Below are 16,109 nucleotides of genomic sequence, written 5' to 3'. Positions count from 1 at the left end.
GACGGTTAATCATCGTTTTGTTATTTGATCGCAACGCCAGTTGGCATCTGAGTGTCAGGGGCGGATGAGAGGTTGGTGCACGCTGCACTTATGTGCGGCTTACGCATGCTCATTGACCTCAGAGTGAAAGAAACTTGATGTCACGACGGTTCCAGGCCTCGCCCGCGTTCGCGGGTGGGGCCTTCTCAACGCGCAAGCTACGCCGGATATCCGGCCTTCTGACGTTGGGGCTACTGGTCCAGACGGGGGTGGCGTTGGACGCGCTCGCTCCGGTGTCTGCCGTGGCGGCTCCAGCCCCTGTTCCGGCTCCTGCCACGAAGGGCAACGAGGCGCCGGACGAGGCGTCGGCTCTGTTGTCGGCGCGGTTGCAGGGCCACCGGGTCGAGGTGACCGGTGCCCGCACCGAGACGGCGACGCTGTGGGCGAACGCCGACGGCACGCTCACTGCCGACAGGTCGACCGGGCCGATCCGCATGAAGGTCGGTGAAGCGTGGGTCCCGGTGGACACCACGCTGGTGCAGACGGCGGACGGTAAGGTCGCGCCGAAGGCGCACCCCGAGGGGTTGGTCTTCGAGGGTGGGGACGCCGGGGTCACGGTGGGGGACAGCCTTCCCGGTACTCCCGCGTCAAAGCCCGCCGCCTCGCCCTCGCCGAGCCCATCGGCCTCAGCCACGCCCCCTTCCCCGGGTGCGGCGGCCCCGAGCAGCTCGGCGTCCCCGACCGGTGCGGCGACGCCTGCCGCGACCGCCTCGGCGTCGAACAGCCCGTCAGCCTCCCCGTCCCCGTCCGTGGCCCCGTCCCCGACGACGAGCGCGAGCGCGACGGCAGAGCGGGCCTCCCGGGGGGCAGCGCGGGCTGCGGCTCCCGCGGCCGACCCGGCCCCGGCGCAGCCGGTCGAGCGCGAGCTGGTGAAGGTCGGTTCGGGTGACCAGCAGCTGAGGTTCGGCTGGCTGGGCAAGCTGCCGAAGCCGAGGCTGGAGGGCAGCAAGGCGACCTATGTCGACGCCCGCCCGGGCGTCGACCTGGTCCTGCAGGCCACGCGTACCGGTTTCGAGCAGTTCCTGGTGGTCAAGGACCGCGCGGCGGTGTCCCAGGCGGGCACGCTGACGCTTCCGCTGGACACCACCGGTCTGACGGTGGCGCCGCAGCCGGACGGCTCGATCCAGCTCCTGGACAAGGCGTCCGGCAAGCCGCAGGTGAAGATCCCCGCGCCCGTGATGTGGGACGCGGCGGTGGACCTGGCGTCGCTGGAGCACCTGCACCGGGCAGCGGTGAAGATGGAGGTACGCGGTCAGGGTGCGGACACCGAGCTGGTGTTCACCCCGGACGCGGCTTTCCTGGCGGACGCCAAGACGCAGTACCCCGTCACCATCGACCCGGTGGTCGACATCCTGAGCACGTACGACACCTACGTGCAGAGCAATGAGAACGTCGACGCCTCGTCGTCCGGCGATCTGAAGCTGGGCAGCTACAACGGCTCGGTCGTGGCGCGCTCGTTCCTGACGATCCCGGGTGGTGAGTTCAACGGGAAGCAGATCCTCGGCGCCACGCTGAACCTGTACAACTACCACTCCTCCTCCTGCCTCGCGAAGCAGTGGGAGGTGTGGAACGCGGGCGGCGCTGCCTGGTGGACCCGTTGGAACGACCAGCCGGTGTGGGGCCAGAAGTGGTCCACCTCGAACGACACCTTCGACGAGGACCCGGACGACTCGCACGACTGCGCGGCCGGTGACGGCTCGGTGTGGGCGAAGGCCGACGTCACCGACATGATCCGGTACTTCGCGTCGCACAACTACGCGGACTACGGCATCGGCCTGAAGGCGGCGGACGAGTCCAGCCCGCTGTCCTGGAAGCGGTTCAGTTCGGCCGAGGGCGGCGCACCGCCGTTCGTCTCGATCACCTACAACTCGGTCCCGGACGCCCCGGCGGCGGTGCAGGTGCAGCCGTCCCAGCCCGGCAGCCCCGTCTACACCCCGGACGCGAACCCCAGGTTCCAGGTGCAGGCCGCCGATGTGGACGGCGACCCGCTGAAGGTCTACCTCGACCTGTGGCGCGAGGGCGCGTTCGTCGGCAGTATCGCCCGCGACGTCCCCAACGGAGCGATCGCCACCGTCCGACCGTCCGACTACGGCCTGACCCGACTCGACGAGGGCGTGCAGTACTCGATCTGGGCCATGCTCGACGACGGCAAGGCCCGCTCCGCCTGGGTCGGCACCAACGTCATCGCCGACACCACCAAGCCCGGAGCACCGTTCGTCACCTCCGCCGACTACCCGTCGGACGGACTGTGGCACGGCGCGGCCGACCAGCCCGGATCGTTCACCTTCACCCCGCCCGCGGGGACCGATGACCTGGTCGGCTACACCTACACGCTGGACGGCGCCGCGCCGGTCACCGTGAACACAAGCGCCTCCATCACCACCTCGATCACGCCCACCGCCGAGGGCCGGCGCGTGCTCAGCGTGCAGTCCAAGGACCATGCGGGAAACCTGTCCCCGCCGGTGACCTACCCCTTCCAGGTCGGCAAGGCGGGCCTGAGCTCGCCGGTCAACGGCACGCAGGCCGCCAAGCGCGTCAAGCTGTCCGTCGACGCGCAGTCACAGTTCAAGCGGGTGCTCTACGAGTACCGCCGCGGCCCCGGCGCGACCGAGTACACCGTCCCCCGGACCAACCTCACCAAGGCCGACAACACGGCCGTCCTCGAGGACAAGCCGCTGCTCGCCGACCTCGGCCCGCACGCCAACTGGACGGTCCTCGACACCCTGGGCAACGTGGGCGGCGTCGTCCAGGTCCGCGCCAAGCTGTTCCCCGAGGACGGCTCCGGCGACGGCTACGCCACCGTCTGGAACACCATCACCGTCGACCGCAACGCCGACGGCGCGGCCGGTACGGGCATCGGCCCGGGCTCGGTCAACCTGCTCACGGGTGACCTGTCCACCGATGTCACGGACGCCAACGAGTTCGGCATGTCGGTGACCCGCACCGCCTCCTCGCGCGACCTCGGTCGGGGCTGGCAGCCGCAGGGCGAGCGACTGACGATCAACCAGCGTCAGATCGGCACGGACCTGACGGGATTCACTCCCGGACCGGCCGACGTCTCCCGCTCGACGGTTCGTGGCCACGACAGCTCGACCGACTCGCTGCTGATCAAGCCCGTCGACAGCTGGGCCTCGTACGCGGCCGTCGGCCCGGAGTACACCTTCGCCCAGGGCATGCAGCCCGGTAAGACGTACCGCCTCACCGGCTGGATCTACGTCCCCGGCGCGACCGGTTTGAACCCCGACCGGGCCGACATCGGCCTGCGCATGGTGGGCGTCTACCGCACGCCCGCCGGCTACGGCGACGTGCTGTCGCCGAAGGCCTCGTTCACGGACGGCTGGCAGCAGCTGACCGTGGACATGGCGGTACCGGGTGATGCCACCGAGGCGTGGTTCCGGCTCGGCAACGGCTTCGACGCGGGCACCGGCAAGGAGGTCTTCTTCGACGACCTGTCGCTGAAGGAGATCGTCGCGCCGTTCGGCCCGCAGTGGGCCGGCGGCCCGGACGCCGGCACCGGTTCGGACTACCGCGCCCTGTCGTTCCCGCAGTCGGACCTGGTTGAGATCAAGGGCAACGACGACACCGCGCTGACCTTCGCCAAGGGCACCGACGGCACCCTGTTCCCCGAACCGGGCGCGGAGTCGCTCACCCTCAAGCCCGTCCCGGCCGCGGCCGGCGCACTGGTGCTGTCCACCTCCGGCCAGTGCCTGGAGGCCCCCAACGGCTCGGCCGGCAACGGTGCCCAGCTGCAGCCGGCACCCTGCACCGGCGGTGCCAACCAGCAGTGGACCCGCGGCGACGACCTGACCCTTCGACTGCTGGGCTACTGCCTGGACAACGCCTGGGGCCAGGTCGACAACGGCACGCGGCTGGTGCTGTGGGACTGCAACGCCGGTGAGAACCAGCAGTGGGAGGTGCGCACCGACGGCACAGTGATCAACCGCCACTCGGGCAAGTGCCTGGACACCGACAACGGCGCGTCGGTGTGGGTGTGCTGGGCCGGACCGAACCAGGTCTGGGACGTGCAGACCGCCGGCACCACCTACGAGCTGTCCGACCTGGACGGCTCCAAGACGGTGTTCGCGCGTCAGGCCGGCTCCTCCATCTACCAGGTGGTGAGCGAGACCGGCCCCGAGGCCGCCTCGACCACCCGCTACCAGTACGACACCACCGACGGCCGCTCTCTGGTCAAGCGCGTCATCCCGGCCGTCGAGCCGGGCGTCGACGACGTCAACCACTGCACCGTCAACCCGCTGCCGCGCGGCTGCGAGGTCTCGGAGTACGACTACGCCAAGGCCACCACCGCCACCGCCACCACCCCGGGCGACTACCTCGACCGGGTACGGGCCGTGAAGGTGTGGTCGTGGAACCCGGCGACCTCCCGGCAGGAGGCCGTCGAGGTCACGCACTACCTCTACGACGACAAGGGCCGCATCGCCCAGGTCTGGGACCCGCGCCTGGCCCAGCCGCTGAAGACCACGTACACCTACGACACCGACGGCCGCGTCACCCGCATCAGCGCCGCCGGCGAGCTGCCGTGGAACTTCGACTACGGCAAGGCCGCCACCGACCAGGACCCCGGCCGCCTGCTGCAGGTCCGCCGCGCGACCCTGGCACCGGGCAGCAAGGACCAGGTCAACGGGGAGATCGCGACCAAGGTCGTCTACGAGGTGCCGCTGACCCGCGGCGTGGGCGGCCCGTACGACATGGCCGGTGCCGACGTCGCGAAGTGGGCACAGACCGACGCCCCCACCGACGCCACCGCCGTCTTCGGGCCCGAGGACGACCCCGGCACCAACACCGCCACGGCCGTCAAGCCCGGTGCGGACGGCTACAAGCCGGCCGCCGTCCACTACCTCAACGCCTCCGGCAACGAGGTCAACACCGCCAGCCCCTCCGTCACCCCCGGCGGTGACATCGACACCAGCGAGTACGACCGCTACGGCCACGTCGTGCGGACTCTGGAGGCCACCAACCGCTCCATCGCGCTCGGCACCCACCCCGACGCCGAAAAGTTCATCGACGAGCTGAACCTGCCCGCGGACACCGCGTCCCGGGCCCGGCTGCTCGACTCCCGGACCACGTACACACCGGATGGCCTGGACGTCACCGAGACCCTCGGCCCGGTCTACCGCGCCTCTCTCGCCGAGCAGGTCGACGGCCAGACCACCCCGGTCACCGTCACCTGGGAGGCGGAGAAGCTTCCGCAGCTCGGCGCGAGTGCGCCGGTGCGGGTCATCAACGACAACAACGCCCTTGTCTGGTCCGGCGGAGCGCAGCTCAGCCTGGCCGGTACCCAGGCCGGCGTGTTCGACACGATGCGCGTCAGCGTGCCCGAGGAGGGCGACTACCTTCTCTCCGGCCAGCTGACCCGGTTCAACGACCACGGCGTCATCCAGTTCGCGATCGACGGCCATGACCTCGGCACGCCGATCGACACCTACGACGCCGACGACAACGGCGCGACCTCCCCGTACACGGTCGGTCAGTCGATTCATCTGGCGCGCGGTGACCACGAGCTGAAGCTCACGGTCACCGGTACCAACACGGCCAGCCAGGGCGAGCGTTTCCACGCCGGCCTGGACACCGTCACCCTGACCAAGACCGGCCTCAACCAGACCCTCCTGCCCGGGACCTCGGTGGTGGCCCGGGACCACAACACCAGCACCTATGACGAAGGAAAGCCCGACGGCCAGGCCTACCACCTGGTGACCACCGCCACCGACGGCGCCCGCATCGAGAACTACGCCGACGACGTCGAACTCCGCGTCACCAGGACCGGCTACGACACTCCCATCGGCGGCACCTCCGGCTGGGCCCTGAAGACCGCCACCTCGGTCACCACCGACGCACTCGGCGCCAAGCTGACCTCCACGGTCAAGTACGACGCCTCCGGCCGCGCCCTCGAGTCCCGAAAGCCGGGCTCCAACGGCACCGACGCCGGGACGGTCAAGTCGGTGTTCTACACCGCCGGCGCCAACCCGGACGACGCGGCGTGCGCCAACCGTCCCGAGTGGGCGGGCCTGCCGTGCGTCACGATGCCGGGCGGCGCGATCACCGGGGCCGACGCCGCTCGGATGCCGACCACCCTGCCGGTGAAGAGGGTCACCCGCTACTCGCCGTTCGGCGAGCCGGAGGAGACCACCGAGACCAACGCCGGCAAGTCCCGCAAGACCGTTACGACCTACGACGGTGCGGACCGGATCCTCTCCACCGAGATCATCTCGGACGAGGGCAAGCCGCTGCCCAAGGTCACCACCGAGTACGACCCGGCCACCGGCGACATCGTCAAGACCAACGCCGGCGGCAAGTCGTTGACCCGCGTCCTGGACGCGCTCGGCCGGCTGATCTCCTACACCGACGCCGACGGCGGCACCACCACCAGCGAGTTCGACAGATTCGGCAAGCCGGTCAAGGTGAGCGACCCGACCGGATCCACCACCTACACCTACGACCGCGCGAAGGAGCCGCGCGGACTGGTCACCTCAATCACCGACAGCGTTGCCGGGGAGTTCACCGCCAAGTACGGGCCGGACGGCCAGCTCGTCGAGCAGACCTACCCCGGCGGCATCGTCCGCAAGGACACCGTCAACGCCGTTGGCGAGGCCACCGGCCGCACCTACACCCGCACCTCCGACAACAAGGTGATCTGGGCGCAGAGCGCCGACATCTCCACCCAGGGCCAGGTGGCCAGGGACACCAGCTCCACCGCCACCCGCACCTACCAGTACGACCGGCTCGGCCGGCTGACCAAGGCCGAGCAGAGCACGGTCGCCACCGGCTGCGTCACCCGCCAGTACGCCTTCGACGCCCACTCCAACCGCCTGTCCAAGCAGACCTCCCCACGCGGGGCGGCCGGCGAGTGCGGCACCGCCGGAGCGGTCGCCGAGAGCCACACCTACGACAGCGCCGACCGGCTCACCGACGCGGGCTTCACCTACGACGCCTTCGGGCGCACCGTGAAGACCGCGACCGGTGCGACCAACACCTACTGGGCCAACGACCGCGTCGCCGCCCAGGAGAAGGGGGACACCAAGCAGGAGTGGGCCGTCGACGCCGCCCACCGCCTGACCGCGTTCACCACCAGCAAGAAGCAGACGGACGGCTCCTGGGCCAACGCCACCTCGAAGCTGAACCACTACGGCGACGACTCCGACGAGGTCCGCTGGACCATCGAGGACACCACCCAGGGCACCCTGACCCGCAACGTCTCGGGCCCCGACGCCGACCTGGTCGCCACCACCAGCAAGACCGGTGACGTCCAGCTCCAGCTCACCAACCTGTTCGGCTCGGTCGTCATCACCACCGACACCGCGCTGACCAAGCCCGTCGTTCTCGACTTCGACGAGTTCGGCATCCCCCAGGACGGCCAGGCCGGTGTCCGCTACGGCTGGCTCGGCGGCAAGCAGCGCTCCGCCGAGGCCCAGGACGGCGACATCCTCATGGGTGCCCGCCTCTACAGCCCGGCCCTCGGACGCTTCCTGCAGATCGACCCGGTCCCGGGTGGCAACGCTAGCGCCTACGACTACTGCACTGGTGACCCGGTCAACTGCACCGACCTCGACGGCAACTGGGGCATGCCCAAGTGGCTGAAGAAGACAGTCGAGGTCGTCGCGAAGGTCGCCGAGGTAGCTGCCTACATCCCCGGCCCCATTGGCGCGGCAGCAGCCGCTGTCTCCTCCGTTTCCTATGCGGCCACCGGCAACTGGGAGAAAGCCACCGAAATGGGGATCATGGCCGTCGCCCAGACCGTTGGTGCTGGTGCCGCCGTAGCCGTGGCGAAGGTGGCTATAACCGCTGGCCGGACTGCGCACATGGCATCCACGGTCGTGAAGACATCAAGGTTTGTGAGCCAGGAGCTCAAGCAAGTGCAGGCGGTTGCCGCGAGGCACAACACCACTGTTGCAAATATGGGTAAGGGGGTGCTGTGGAAGAATAAGGGGGAGAATGCGACCCTTCATACCCTTAAGCATGTGGCCACGGTTCGGAAGTCATACTCCAAGCAGGAAGTCAAGGTAGCTCGCAACTACTTCCGGCAGGTGCATTTGTATAGTAAGTATCGCGGGGATACGAGTCCTAGTGCGGGACCCCGCGCAGCGGCTTTGCACTATGCTGTGAAGAACTGGCGAAAGGCTTCCAGGGGGCGCCATAGGTAGCAGGTTCCCAGGAGTCAAGGACGTTTTGGGGGCATGCATGCAGGTTCTGGCCAGCATGCATGCCCCCTGCGCTGGGAGCTCGCCTCTGTGACTCTGAGGATGCACAATGTAGGAATTCCTCAATGCCCTGCAGAACTTCCTGCGATTGAAGCCTGAAGGAAATCCTGAAAGTGGGAGTTTGATGGAGAATGTAAGCATCAGGGTTGAAAACGAGCTTGATCAGCCGGTGAAGCTCACGCTTGAGCCAATTGGCAGTGATCACTGGATGGCGCCCGGGGAGGCGCTGATTGTTGTATCAGAAGTGCAAGGTTCGGAGGCGTTCGTCCTGGAGGTTAACTCGGAGGGGATTTCAATCGGTGTAAATAATGGCCTTGGGCGAGTGACGGATGAGGATGGAAATGAGCTCGAAAGCGGCTATCGAAGGCCGCATGACTTTCAGACCGAAGCTGAGGTAGCTGCAACTTCTTCTCCGCGCCGAAGGTGGCCATGGCGAATCTTCTCGTGACTGGCGTGCGACTACTGAGCCTCTTCAGGGCAGGCCTCGATCGGGTGATAGCCGCCCAGTCGGCATGCGGGCAGAACGAACGAGGCTCCCGGGCGGTTGAGCGAGATGTCTCACGTCTCAAGCAGCCAGCCAGGGAGCCTCGCTGGCCACCTTCCTGCCTATCAGGATGGACAGTGCCGTTCCGGGGGCAGTTTGGCCCGTATCCAGCCTGGCTGCGTCTTGTGCGCTGAGCACGGGCCTAGGGCGGGCTGGGACGCAGCGGGGCGCCACGGGCCCGTGTCTGGCGGTCCGTGGTGCCGGACGTGAGGCAGCAGAGATGGCGAGTGGGAGTTCGAGCTACGCCTGGTGGACCGGGGCGGGCCGGTCGGGCCTCGGCCGCTTCGGCCGCACCGTCACCCCGGCCGGGCAGCGCCTGTGGCTGGACGACCCCGCCCAGCCCCTGCCACGCTGACCGCACCGACCACCCAGCGAGAGGGGACCGGGCCATGGAGGACGAGCCGCTGAGCGAGTGGGCCACACGCCGCACCCGGCGCCTGCGCCCGGTCGGAGCGCGACGGGTCGTCACCACGGCCGCCGCGCACATCGACCCCACCGCCCCTCGGCTGCTTCAGGAGTGGGACGGGCACGGCTGGGTGGCGGTGGCGCTCACCGACGAACCACCGACGACCGCGGTGGCGACCGGCTCCGGCCGCCACCGCCGACCCTGACCTCCGCACCGACCACACCACCCCCCGATCCACGGCAGCCAGGCGGGCCCGTTCTGCCGCCGGCTGATCCCGTTGCCCGATCGGCGGCTGCTCGCTGGACCCGTGAAGCGCCCGACCAGGGCGTGCGGCTGCGCCTGCTCCACACCGCCCGGACCGGGCACCCCCACCGGATCGGGCGCCGCATGGTGAAGCCTTCGGGTGGCCGGGTCCGTACACGGCCCGGCTGCCCGAAATCCCCTCACGCCGACCGCTGGCTCGCGCCAGAATCGCTGCACAGTCGGAACAGCGAGGACGGGCACGGCATGGACGAGTTGAGGTTCGACGCGGGTATCGGGACGTTCACGGTGAACGTCCGCGAGAACACCCTGATGATCGACCGGGCGCTGGGCACCCACAGCCTGCAGATGCAGCTGGAAGTCGGTGTTCCGAAGGGCGGGGACGCGGGCCGGGTGCTGCAACTGGACACGGCCTGTTCGCACCCCGGGACGCCGGCCCGAGGGCCTGGCTCGGCTCGGCGTCCCAGGCTCTGGCCTCGTGCCCGACACCGGGCTGGAGCGCCTGATCCTGCGCTTCCTGCTGACCGGTGCTCAGATCCTGGCGTTGGAGCAGCACCGCAGTGGTGACCTCCGCCTCGAACTGGAGGTCCGCACCTTCCTGCCGCAGGCCACCGGGCACCCGGGCAGCAGCCAGGCCACCGTGCATATCAGCGTTGCCGAGAGCAGCTGGCGCCAGCAGCTGGCCGCGCTCGGCCGCAACCTCGGCGTGGAGATGACCATCCCCTTCCCCGAGGATGACGGGCCGGGCCGCGGCGCCGCCGACTTCCTGCGGGAAGCCCAGCGCCTGCTCGGGGCTGGCGAGATCGACCGCGCGATGCTCATGGTGCGCAAGGCCCTGGAGACCATCGAGAAGATCACCAGCTGCAACCGGCCGGGCAGCAAGAAGGACAAGGGCCAGATCACTGCGGACGAGCGCTGGGCGCTGATCCGCTGCGCGCTGGAGTCCAAGCCAGCGGCGCCATGCACGGCACCAGGGACTACCGGTACGGCCGCACCGAGGTGGAGTCGCTCATCGCCATGGCCGGCGCCCTGCTACGCCTGCTCCCCTGACTCAAACCCCTCTGCTGCCGACTGGGTAGTCCGGGACCGCTCGCGTCATGCGCTGCGCAGGTGCCGCCGTTTGCTGGCGGGGGCGTGCTCGAGGGCGTGTTGGAGTTCGTTGCGGGTCATGGTGGAGCGGTGGGGGATGTCGAGGTCGGTGGCGCGTTTGTGGGCTCGGCTTTGGTGAGCTAAGGAGAGCTGCTGCTTGCCAGTGGTGCTGGCGCGCTTGGTCGGCTTCTTGCCGGTGGTGGCCCGGGGGGAGGTGCTCTTCTTGCCGCCGGCCGGCTTGGGGGTGCCGGTGGCGCGGGCGGCCGCGCCCCGGCGGCCGGGGGGCTTCTTCGTCTCCTGGGCGGGTTCGGTCGTGCGGGCGGTGTCGAGGCTGCGGCGCAGGGCGTCCATGAGGTCGATGACGTTGGTGGCTTCGGGGGCGGGGCCGGTGGAGACGGCGATCTCGCGGCCGGCGAGTTTGTCCTGGATGAGGGTCTTGACCTGGTCCTCGTAGGTGTCGTGCCACTCGTCGGGTTTCCAGTCGAGGGCGAGCATGCCGATGAGCTGTTCGGCGGTCTTGACCTCGTGGGTGGACAGGTCGGTCTTCTCGGGGAGGTCGTCGATCTCGGTGCGGGGGTCGCGGACCTCGTCGGCGAAGTGCATGGTGTGCAGCTCCAGCAGCCCGCCGTGGGAGCGGATGGCGGTGAGGTACTCCTTGCCGCGCATGGCGAACATCGCGAGGCCGGCCTTGCCCGCGTGGTCGAGGGCTTCGACGAGCAGCGCGTAGACCTTCTGGTAATCCTTGCCCTTGGGGCCGAGGTAGTAGGTCTTGTCGAAGAAGATCGGGTCGACGTCGGCGAGGTCGACGAAGCCGGCGATGTCGATGGTGCGCGAGCGGCCGGGGGAGAGCTGGTCGAGTTCGTCGGGTTCGACGATCACGTACTCGCCCGCGGTGACCTCGTAGCCCTTGACGATCTCCGCGTACTCGACCTCCTTGCCGGTGCGCTCGTTGACCCGCTTGTTGCGCACCCGGTCGGAGGTGCCGCGTTGCAGCTGGTGGAAGCGCACGTCGTGGGACTGCGTCGCGGTGTACAGGGAGACGGGCACGGTGACCAGCCCGAAGGTCAGCACCCCGGTCCACACGGGTCGAGCCATGACTGCCTCCTCGCACCTGGCCGAGCATCGCGGTTCGCCGCGCGCTGTTTGGCGTGGGTCCAGCCAGCGTCGCCGCCGCCTCGCCGGCGCGCACGCGGAGTGGGCCCGTCTGGCGCCACGGCAGCGCCGGCGGCGCAGCGCGGCGGTGCGCGCGGGAGCATGGAGGGGTGAGTGCTGCCAGCCCCCGCTATCGGGCCGGGGCCGTCGTCGAGGAGATCGCCCGGCCGGGTCGGCGCCTGCTCGTGGTGGGGGTGGGGGAGGAGGGCCTGCCTGGTGCGGTGGCTCGACGCGCCGGCACCCGGGCGGCCGGGCTTGGAGCCGTGGGAGAGTGCGTGGGCGCACGTCGGGTGCGAGGCCGCCACCCGTGCGGTCGGGTACCTCGACGAGCTGCCGGGCCTGCGGGGAGCGGACTGACTCGACGGTGCCCGTCCCGGCTCGCTCACCCGGCGCCTGGCCCGGCCGCGTCCCCGCTGGCGCCAGCCCGTCCGGGCCCGTTCGGGCTTTCGCTGTCGGGCTGGTGACCGAGACCGCTTTCGTTCGTTGAACGGGTGAGCGCCCCGACCAGGGCGTGCGGCGATGCCCTTCTTCACGCGGCCCGGTGCGTACACCCCCCGGCACCGAGCCGGCAAGGGCATCGCCCGCCGGGGTGGCCGGCCGCACACGCCGGCCGCCCCGAACCCGCTGCCTGAACCAGCCGAAGGCCGCCACACCCCCCGTGCTGGGGTGGCGGCCTTCGTGCTGCTCGGAAGCCGGGGCGCTGGGGGCCGTCGGGGCGGTGAACCACGCCGCGGCGGCCTTGGGGTCGCGGTGGCGCGGCAGGTCGGCGTGGCGGTAGAGATGCGGTGGGCGGGCCGGTTGCCGAGCTCGTTGTAGAGGAGGACCTCGGTGAACGGCCGGGTCAGGGACTGCTGGAGGACGTAGAGGCCGGCGCGGGCCCAGTCCAGTGCGGCGCTCGCGGTCCGATCGGCGCCGGTCTCGTCTGAGCGCTCCGCCCTCCGACCCCGCCGTATGTAGACGGTCGGCTGCCTGCGCGCCGCGGGTGCGGTTGTCACGCTCGTGCCGAAGGAGCCGCGATGAGGGAGAGGCGGCGGCCACCGCCGCCAATCAATAACTTTCACCACTCCAGTCCCAGAATAGGAATTCGGAAGTCCATTTCCCTGGGGGTGGGATGTCCGCATTGGGTGGCTATTTCATGACCCCTCACCCTGCCGTGCTCAATTCAAGCTCAAATTCTCTCTATTTGATTGCCTCCGATCAGCCTCGCCGCCAGGATCGGACGTGTCCGGGAGTTCCGGGTGCGAAATCAATCGCAGGGGGAATTGGAACGCGGAAGACGATTTCTCGAATGGCGTGCGCGGCGGCAGGCGTGGGGGCGCTGATCGCGTTGGCCGCGCCGCAGGCCCAGGCGGTGCCCGTCTCCGGCCCGGTGTCGGCGGTGGCGGCGGAGCTTCCGGCGGGCGCCGTGCCCGGGCACTGGACCATCGACCGCAAGGCCCCCGTGGTGAAGGTCCCGGACGCCGGGCGGGTCACGCTGCCCCAGGAGTCGCAGAGCACGACGACTGACGACCCGTACACGCAGGTCCGCAACGCGCGCTACAGCGGCCAGGTCTGCGGGCTCGACCGTGTCGACATGGTCACCGGCCCCGGCCCCATGACGCTGACGCTCTCCCAGAGCAGGGCGGTGGCCAGTACATGGTCGGCGAGCGTGTCAGTCGCCGCGTGGAAGGTCTCCGGCACCGTCGGCTTCAGCGTGACCGACACCGCCACGAACACGGAGTCCGGCGCGTTCCCCGTGCCGGCCGGAAAGTTCGGCTACCTCGAGGCCTACCCGCTGTACGACCTCTACAGCTACGACATCTACAACGTCGCCATCGGTGACCGCTACGTCGGCGGTGGGACCGCACAGCACCCGGTAGGCTACTGCTACAACGCCTATACCGACTAGGAGACTTCAGGACATGCGGCGATCCAGTCGGTTCGTAGGCGCGGTGGTGGTCCTCGCCACCGCCGCACTCGCGGGCGCGTGCACCAGCGGCGGAACGACGCCTCAGGCCGAGAACGAGCCGTGGACGTTGGACGGCTTGGCCGCCGCTCCAGTGGACCTTCCGATCCAGGGCAGTGTTGACGCCCCTCCCGCCAAGGGCGTGGCCAAGATCCTCGGCGTCGCCGAGATCGCGGGCACCGACGTGGTCCTCGCCGTCAGGAACGACACCTGCCAGGTCTCGTTGCTGCCGGACCAGCTAACCGAGCCGACCAGCACCACTCCCGCCACTGTCGGGGCGCAGCGCCCAGTCACCGGCGGCGCATTCTCAAATGGCCACCAGGAATTCCCTGGCAGTGTTCTTCTCGGTAAATACACCCAGGTGTCCGGTCAGATTTCCCCCTTCAAATTCACAACCCTCGGTTGCTCCGAAAAGGCGATGGTCGCCAGAATAGAAGGAGTCGGTGGAACGGTGGAGATCCGGAAGAAGACCGGGGACTCACTGAAGTTTTGGCGCGAGGGCCAGGACGCGGTGCTGGCCGTCGGAGACTCCGAGGCGATCCGCCAGTCGGCCCCGGCATCTGACACCTCCTCCTGATCAGAGGGTGAGGGTGCCCACACCTCACATGGGCGCCCTCACCACTGCGGGCGCGGCCGCCCACCCAGCCCCTGCCCGGTACGCCCCCGCTCGACCCACTGCACCATCAGCCCCCCGCCCCCGACCATCCAGTAGCCGCCGGCCAGCGCACCGCGGATATCCGTGTCCGCGAGCAGCGCGAGTACCTGCAGTGCCGCGAACCCCGGCGACAACGCCGACAGCGCCGCGAGATACGCCGCCATCAGCCCGCCCGCGATCCCCACCTCGATCCCCGCCACCGTCGCCCGCTGCGCCCAGGAGGCCAGGCCGGGATGCCGGTCCTTCTCGCGGGAGCGGCCGGGGCCGTGCCGGTCGGCATGCCGGGGTGCCACCAGGGCACGGTCGGCGGTGGGGAGGGGAACGGCGTGTGATCGTTCATGACCGCTCAACGCCCCGTCGGCGGGGCGGGGCACGCCGCACCGGGGCGCGGACCACACCGTGCGCCCCGAACGCCAGACATGCTCACCTGGCATGTTCGCGGCCGAAAGTTGCAGGTCAAAGCCCTGGCTCCCACCGGCGGCGCGGGGCTAGCATTCCCGCCACGGCGGCCCCACCGCAGCATTTACCGGGCCGCCGAGCAGAGCAGCCGCGCCACGCCCCCCGGCGCAGCTGGCCTCCCACCGAAGAAGTCCGACCCGGGCGGACTCAGATCACCGGGACGCAGATCTCGCACAAGTGGTTCTCGACCATGCGGGGAGCAAATCGCTCAAGAATCGGCCGTGCCGAATCCAAACGGAATCCCGCGTCCGCCAGCGCCGGGAGCAGACCGCTCCAGGCGCGCGCCAGGGCCTCGGCCGTGTGGGCCACGGTGCGGACCGCGTACCGCCCGCCCGGCAGCCACGCCTCCTCGATTCCGGCCTCGCCGATCCCGGCGTCCCGCGGCACGACGAGGCAGACGTCGTACCTGCAGTCCTCCGGCGCGACCGCCCCCGGGTCGTCCTGCGCGATCCCGAGGACGACGGAGCCGTCCCGGAGCAGCCCCCTCGTGGCGGCCCACCCCTTGAGGCGTTCCATCTGCTCCTGGTTCCCGGCCCCGTACGGTCCCGCACGCCTCATGTAGGCGACCCTGAATTCCGGAACTTCCTCCACCGAAAACATCACACCGCCCCGTCCCTCGGCCAATTCCGAGGCAACCGTAACAGGGTATAAAAATGCTTCTCGCCGGAATTCAAAGGACGGCGGACAGCCCGGCGGAAGCACCGGACGGGCGCCGTCAGGGGCTGTCGCCCTGCCAGTCCCAGCGGCGCCGGTCCGAGGGGCGCCGCCGGAGGCCCCCGACATCCACCCGCTCGCCGAGGGCCGCGAGGTAGGCGGCGAACTGGTCACCGAGGCCTGGGACTGGCACCGCCCGCTCACCGAGCAGGAAGCCGCGGCGCCGTTCGCGGTCGGCCTGGACGTCAACATGGCGTTCCTTGCCGCTGCGGGCCGTCTGGTGCTGCCGCTGTCCGGGCCGGTCCACGAGCTGAACCCGGTGTTCGACCCGAAGATCCCGGGCTGGTGAAGCTGAACATCCTGCTCAAGACGTCCCCGCGCAGCCAGACCTACCAGCTCAACTCCCGCCGGTTCTGGGAGGGCAGCGGCGAGGCCCAGGTCCAGGCGTGCCGCCGGCTGCCCGGTTGAGGGTGTAGACGGGCGGCATCCCGAGGCTGTCCGGGTCGACCCCGCCGTGGTGGCTGGCCGCCGATCACGCCGGACGCCAAGGCCAGCGCGGCCGTCCTGGCTGGTTGACCTGTCCGGTGTCGACACCAACCCGGGACCGAGACCACGGCGAAGACGGCGCTGGCCCGGCTTGAAGAAGGCCGCGGCCAAGCGCACCGAGAAGGCCGCCACCGAGGCGCCGGCCG

At 69.7% G+C, this 16,109-nt stretch carries 11 protein-coding genes; 7 read left to right on the top strand and 4 right to left on the bottom strand.

What is annotated here, in order from left to right; genetic code table 11:
* The first annotated feature begins 788 nt into the window (after nt 1–788).
* From ACIF6L_RS31880 to ACIF6L_RS31865, 4 genes are all read left to right on the top strand, one after another.
* Nucleotides 789–8,195, top strand: a complete 7,407-nt coding sequence (locus tag ACIF6L_RS31880; RefSeq protein WP_396492623.1) for a ricin-type beta-trefoil lectin domain protein — start codon at nt 789–791, stop codon at nt 8,193–8,195.
* A 181-nt stretch (nt 8,196–8,376) separates the two neighbouring features.
* Nucleotides 8,377–8,700: a hypothetical protein gene (locus tag ACIF6L_RS31875; RefSeq protein WP_396490947.1), complete on the top strand. Its 324-nt coding sequence runs from the start codon at nt 8,377–8,379 to the stop codon at nt 8,698–8,700.
* Between the two features lie 316 nt (nt 8,701–9,016).
* Entirely contained in the window at nt 9,017–9,151 is a 135-nt protein-coding gene (locus ACIF6L_RS31870; RefSeq protein WP_396490946.1) for a hypothetical protein, read from the top strand.
* A 34-nt stretch (nt 9,152–9,185) separates the two neighbouring features.
* Complete coding sequence (locus ACIF6L_RS31865) at nt 9,186–9,407, top strand: DUF6087 family protein (RefSeq protein ID WP_396490945.1); 222 nt, start codon at nt 9,186–9,188, stop codon at nt 9,405–9,407.
* Nucleotides 9,408–10,558: 1,151 nt separating this feature from the next.
* Here ACIF6L_RS31865 and ACIF6L_RS31860 read toward each other — a convergent pair.
* Nucleotides 10,559–11,647 carry a Ku protein gene (locus ACIF6L_RS31860; protein ID WP_396490944.1) on the bottom strand — a complete coding sequence of 363 codons (1,089 nt, stop codon included), beginning with the start codon at nt 11,645–11,647 and terminating at the stop codon, nt 10,559–10,561.
* A gap of 1,345 nt (nt 11,648–12,992) precedes the next feature.
* Between ACIF6L_RS31860 and ACIF6L_RS31855 the strand changes: the two genes are divergently transcribed.
* Both ACIF6L_RS31855 and ACIF6L_RS31850 read left to right on the top strand, forming a co-directional pair.
* Nucleotides 12,993–13,592 carry a hypothetical protein gene (locus ACIF6L_RS31855; protein WP_396490943.1) on the top strand — a complete coding sequence of 200 codons (600 nt, stop codon included), beginning with the start codon at nt 12,993–12,995 and terminating at the stop codon, nt 13,590–13,592.
* A gap of 13 nt (nt 13,593–13,605) precedes the next feature.
* Nucleotides 13,606–14,226, top strand: a complete 621-nt coding sequence (locus ACIF6L_RS31850) for a hypothetical protein (protein ID WP_396490942.1) — start codon at nt 13,606–13,608, stop codon at nt 14,224–14,226.
* 38 nt (nt 14,227–14,264) lie between these two features.
* Here the strand turns inward: ACIF6L_RS31850 and ACIF6L_RS31845 are convergent, their stop codons facing one another.
* The 3 genes from ACIF6L_RS31845 to ACIF6L_RS31835 all read right to left on the bottom strand — a co-directional run bounded on the left by ACIF6L_RS31845 (nt 14,265) and on the right by ACIF6L_RS31835 (nt 15,610).
* Complete coding sequence (locus ACIF6L_RS31845; RefSeq protein WP_396490941.1) at nt 14,265–14,597, bottom strand: hypothetical protein; 333 nt, start codon at nt 14,595–14,597, stop codon at nt 14,265–14,267.
* Between the two features lie 313 nt (nt 14,598–14,910).
* Nucleotides 14,911–15,363 (bottom strand): GyrI-like domain-containing protein, encoded by a 453-nt coding sequence (locus tag ACIF6L_RS31840; protein ID WP_396490976.1) that lies wholly within the window; start codon nt 15,361–15,363, stop codon nt 14,911–14,913.
* Nucleotides 15,364–15,478: 115 nt separating this feature from the next.
* Nucleotides 15,479–15,610: a hypothetical protein gene (locus ACIF6L_RS31835; RefSeq protein ID WP_396490940.1), complete on the bottom strand. Its 132-nt coding sequence runs from the start codon at nt 15,608–15,610 to the stop codon at nt 15,479–15,481.
* Nucleotides 15,611–15,762: 152 nt separating this feature from the next.
* On the opposite strand from ACIF6L_RS31835, the gene ACIF6L_RS31830 reads away from it, so the two are divergent.
* Nucleotides 15,763–15,885, top strand: coding sequence for a hypothetical protein (locus tag ACIF6L_RS31830; RefSeq protein WP_396490939.1), 123 nt, complete (start codon nt 15,763–15,765; stop codon nt 15,883–15,885).
* Nucleotides 15,886–16,109 lie beyond the last annotated feature (224 nt).

The organism is Kitasatospora sp. NPDC086009, from assembly GCF_044540385.1.
Taxonomy (GTDB): Bacteria; Actinomycetota; Actinomycetes; order Streptomycetales; family Streptomycetaceae; genus Kitasatospora.
Note: the sequence above shows the minus strand (reverse complement) of the source record. Positions and strands in the feature narration are given on the sequence as shown.

What these genes read in the sequence shown, in the direction of transcription:
- ACIF6L_RS31875 (WP_396490947.1), top strand. Translation starts at nt 8,377, where the DNA reads ATGGAGAATGTAAGCATCAGGGTTGAAAACGAGCTTGATCAGCCGGTG.
- ACIF6L_RS31870 (WP_396490946.1), top strand. Translation starts at nt 9,017, where the DNA reads ATGGCGAGTGGGAGTTCGAGCTACGCCTGGTGGACCGGGGCGGGCCGG.
- ACIF6L_RS31865 (WP_396490945.1), top strand. Translation starts at nt 9,186, where the DNA reads ATGGAGGACGAGCCGCTGAGCGAGTGGGCCACACGCCGCACCCGGCGC.
- ACIF6L_RS31860 (WP_396490944.1), bottom strand. Translation starts at nt 11,647, where the DNA reads ATGGCTCGACCCGTGTGGACCGGGGTGCTGACCTTCGGGCTGGTCACC.
- ACIF6L_RS31855 (WP_396490943.1), top strand. Translation starts at nt 12,993, where the DNA reads ATGGCGTGCGCGGCGGCAGGCGTGGGGGCGCTGATCGCGTTGGCCGCG.
- ACIF6L_RS31850 (WP_396490942.1), top strand. Translation starts at nt 13,606, where the DNA reads ATGCGGCGATCCAGTCGGTTCGTAGGCGCGGTGGTGGTCCTCGCCACC.
- ACIF6L_RS31840 (WP_396490976.1), bottom strand. Translation starts at nt 15,363, where the DNA reads ATGTTTTCGGTGGAGGAAGTTCCGGAATTCAGGGTCGCCTACATGAGG.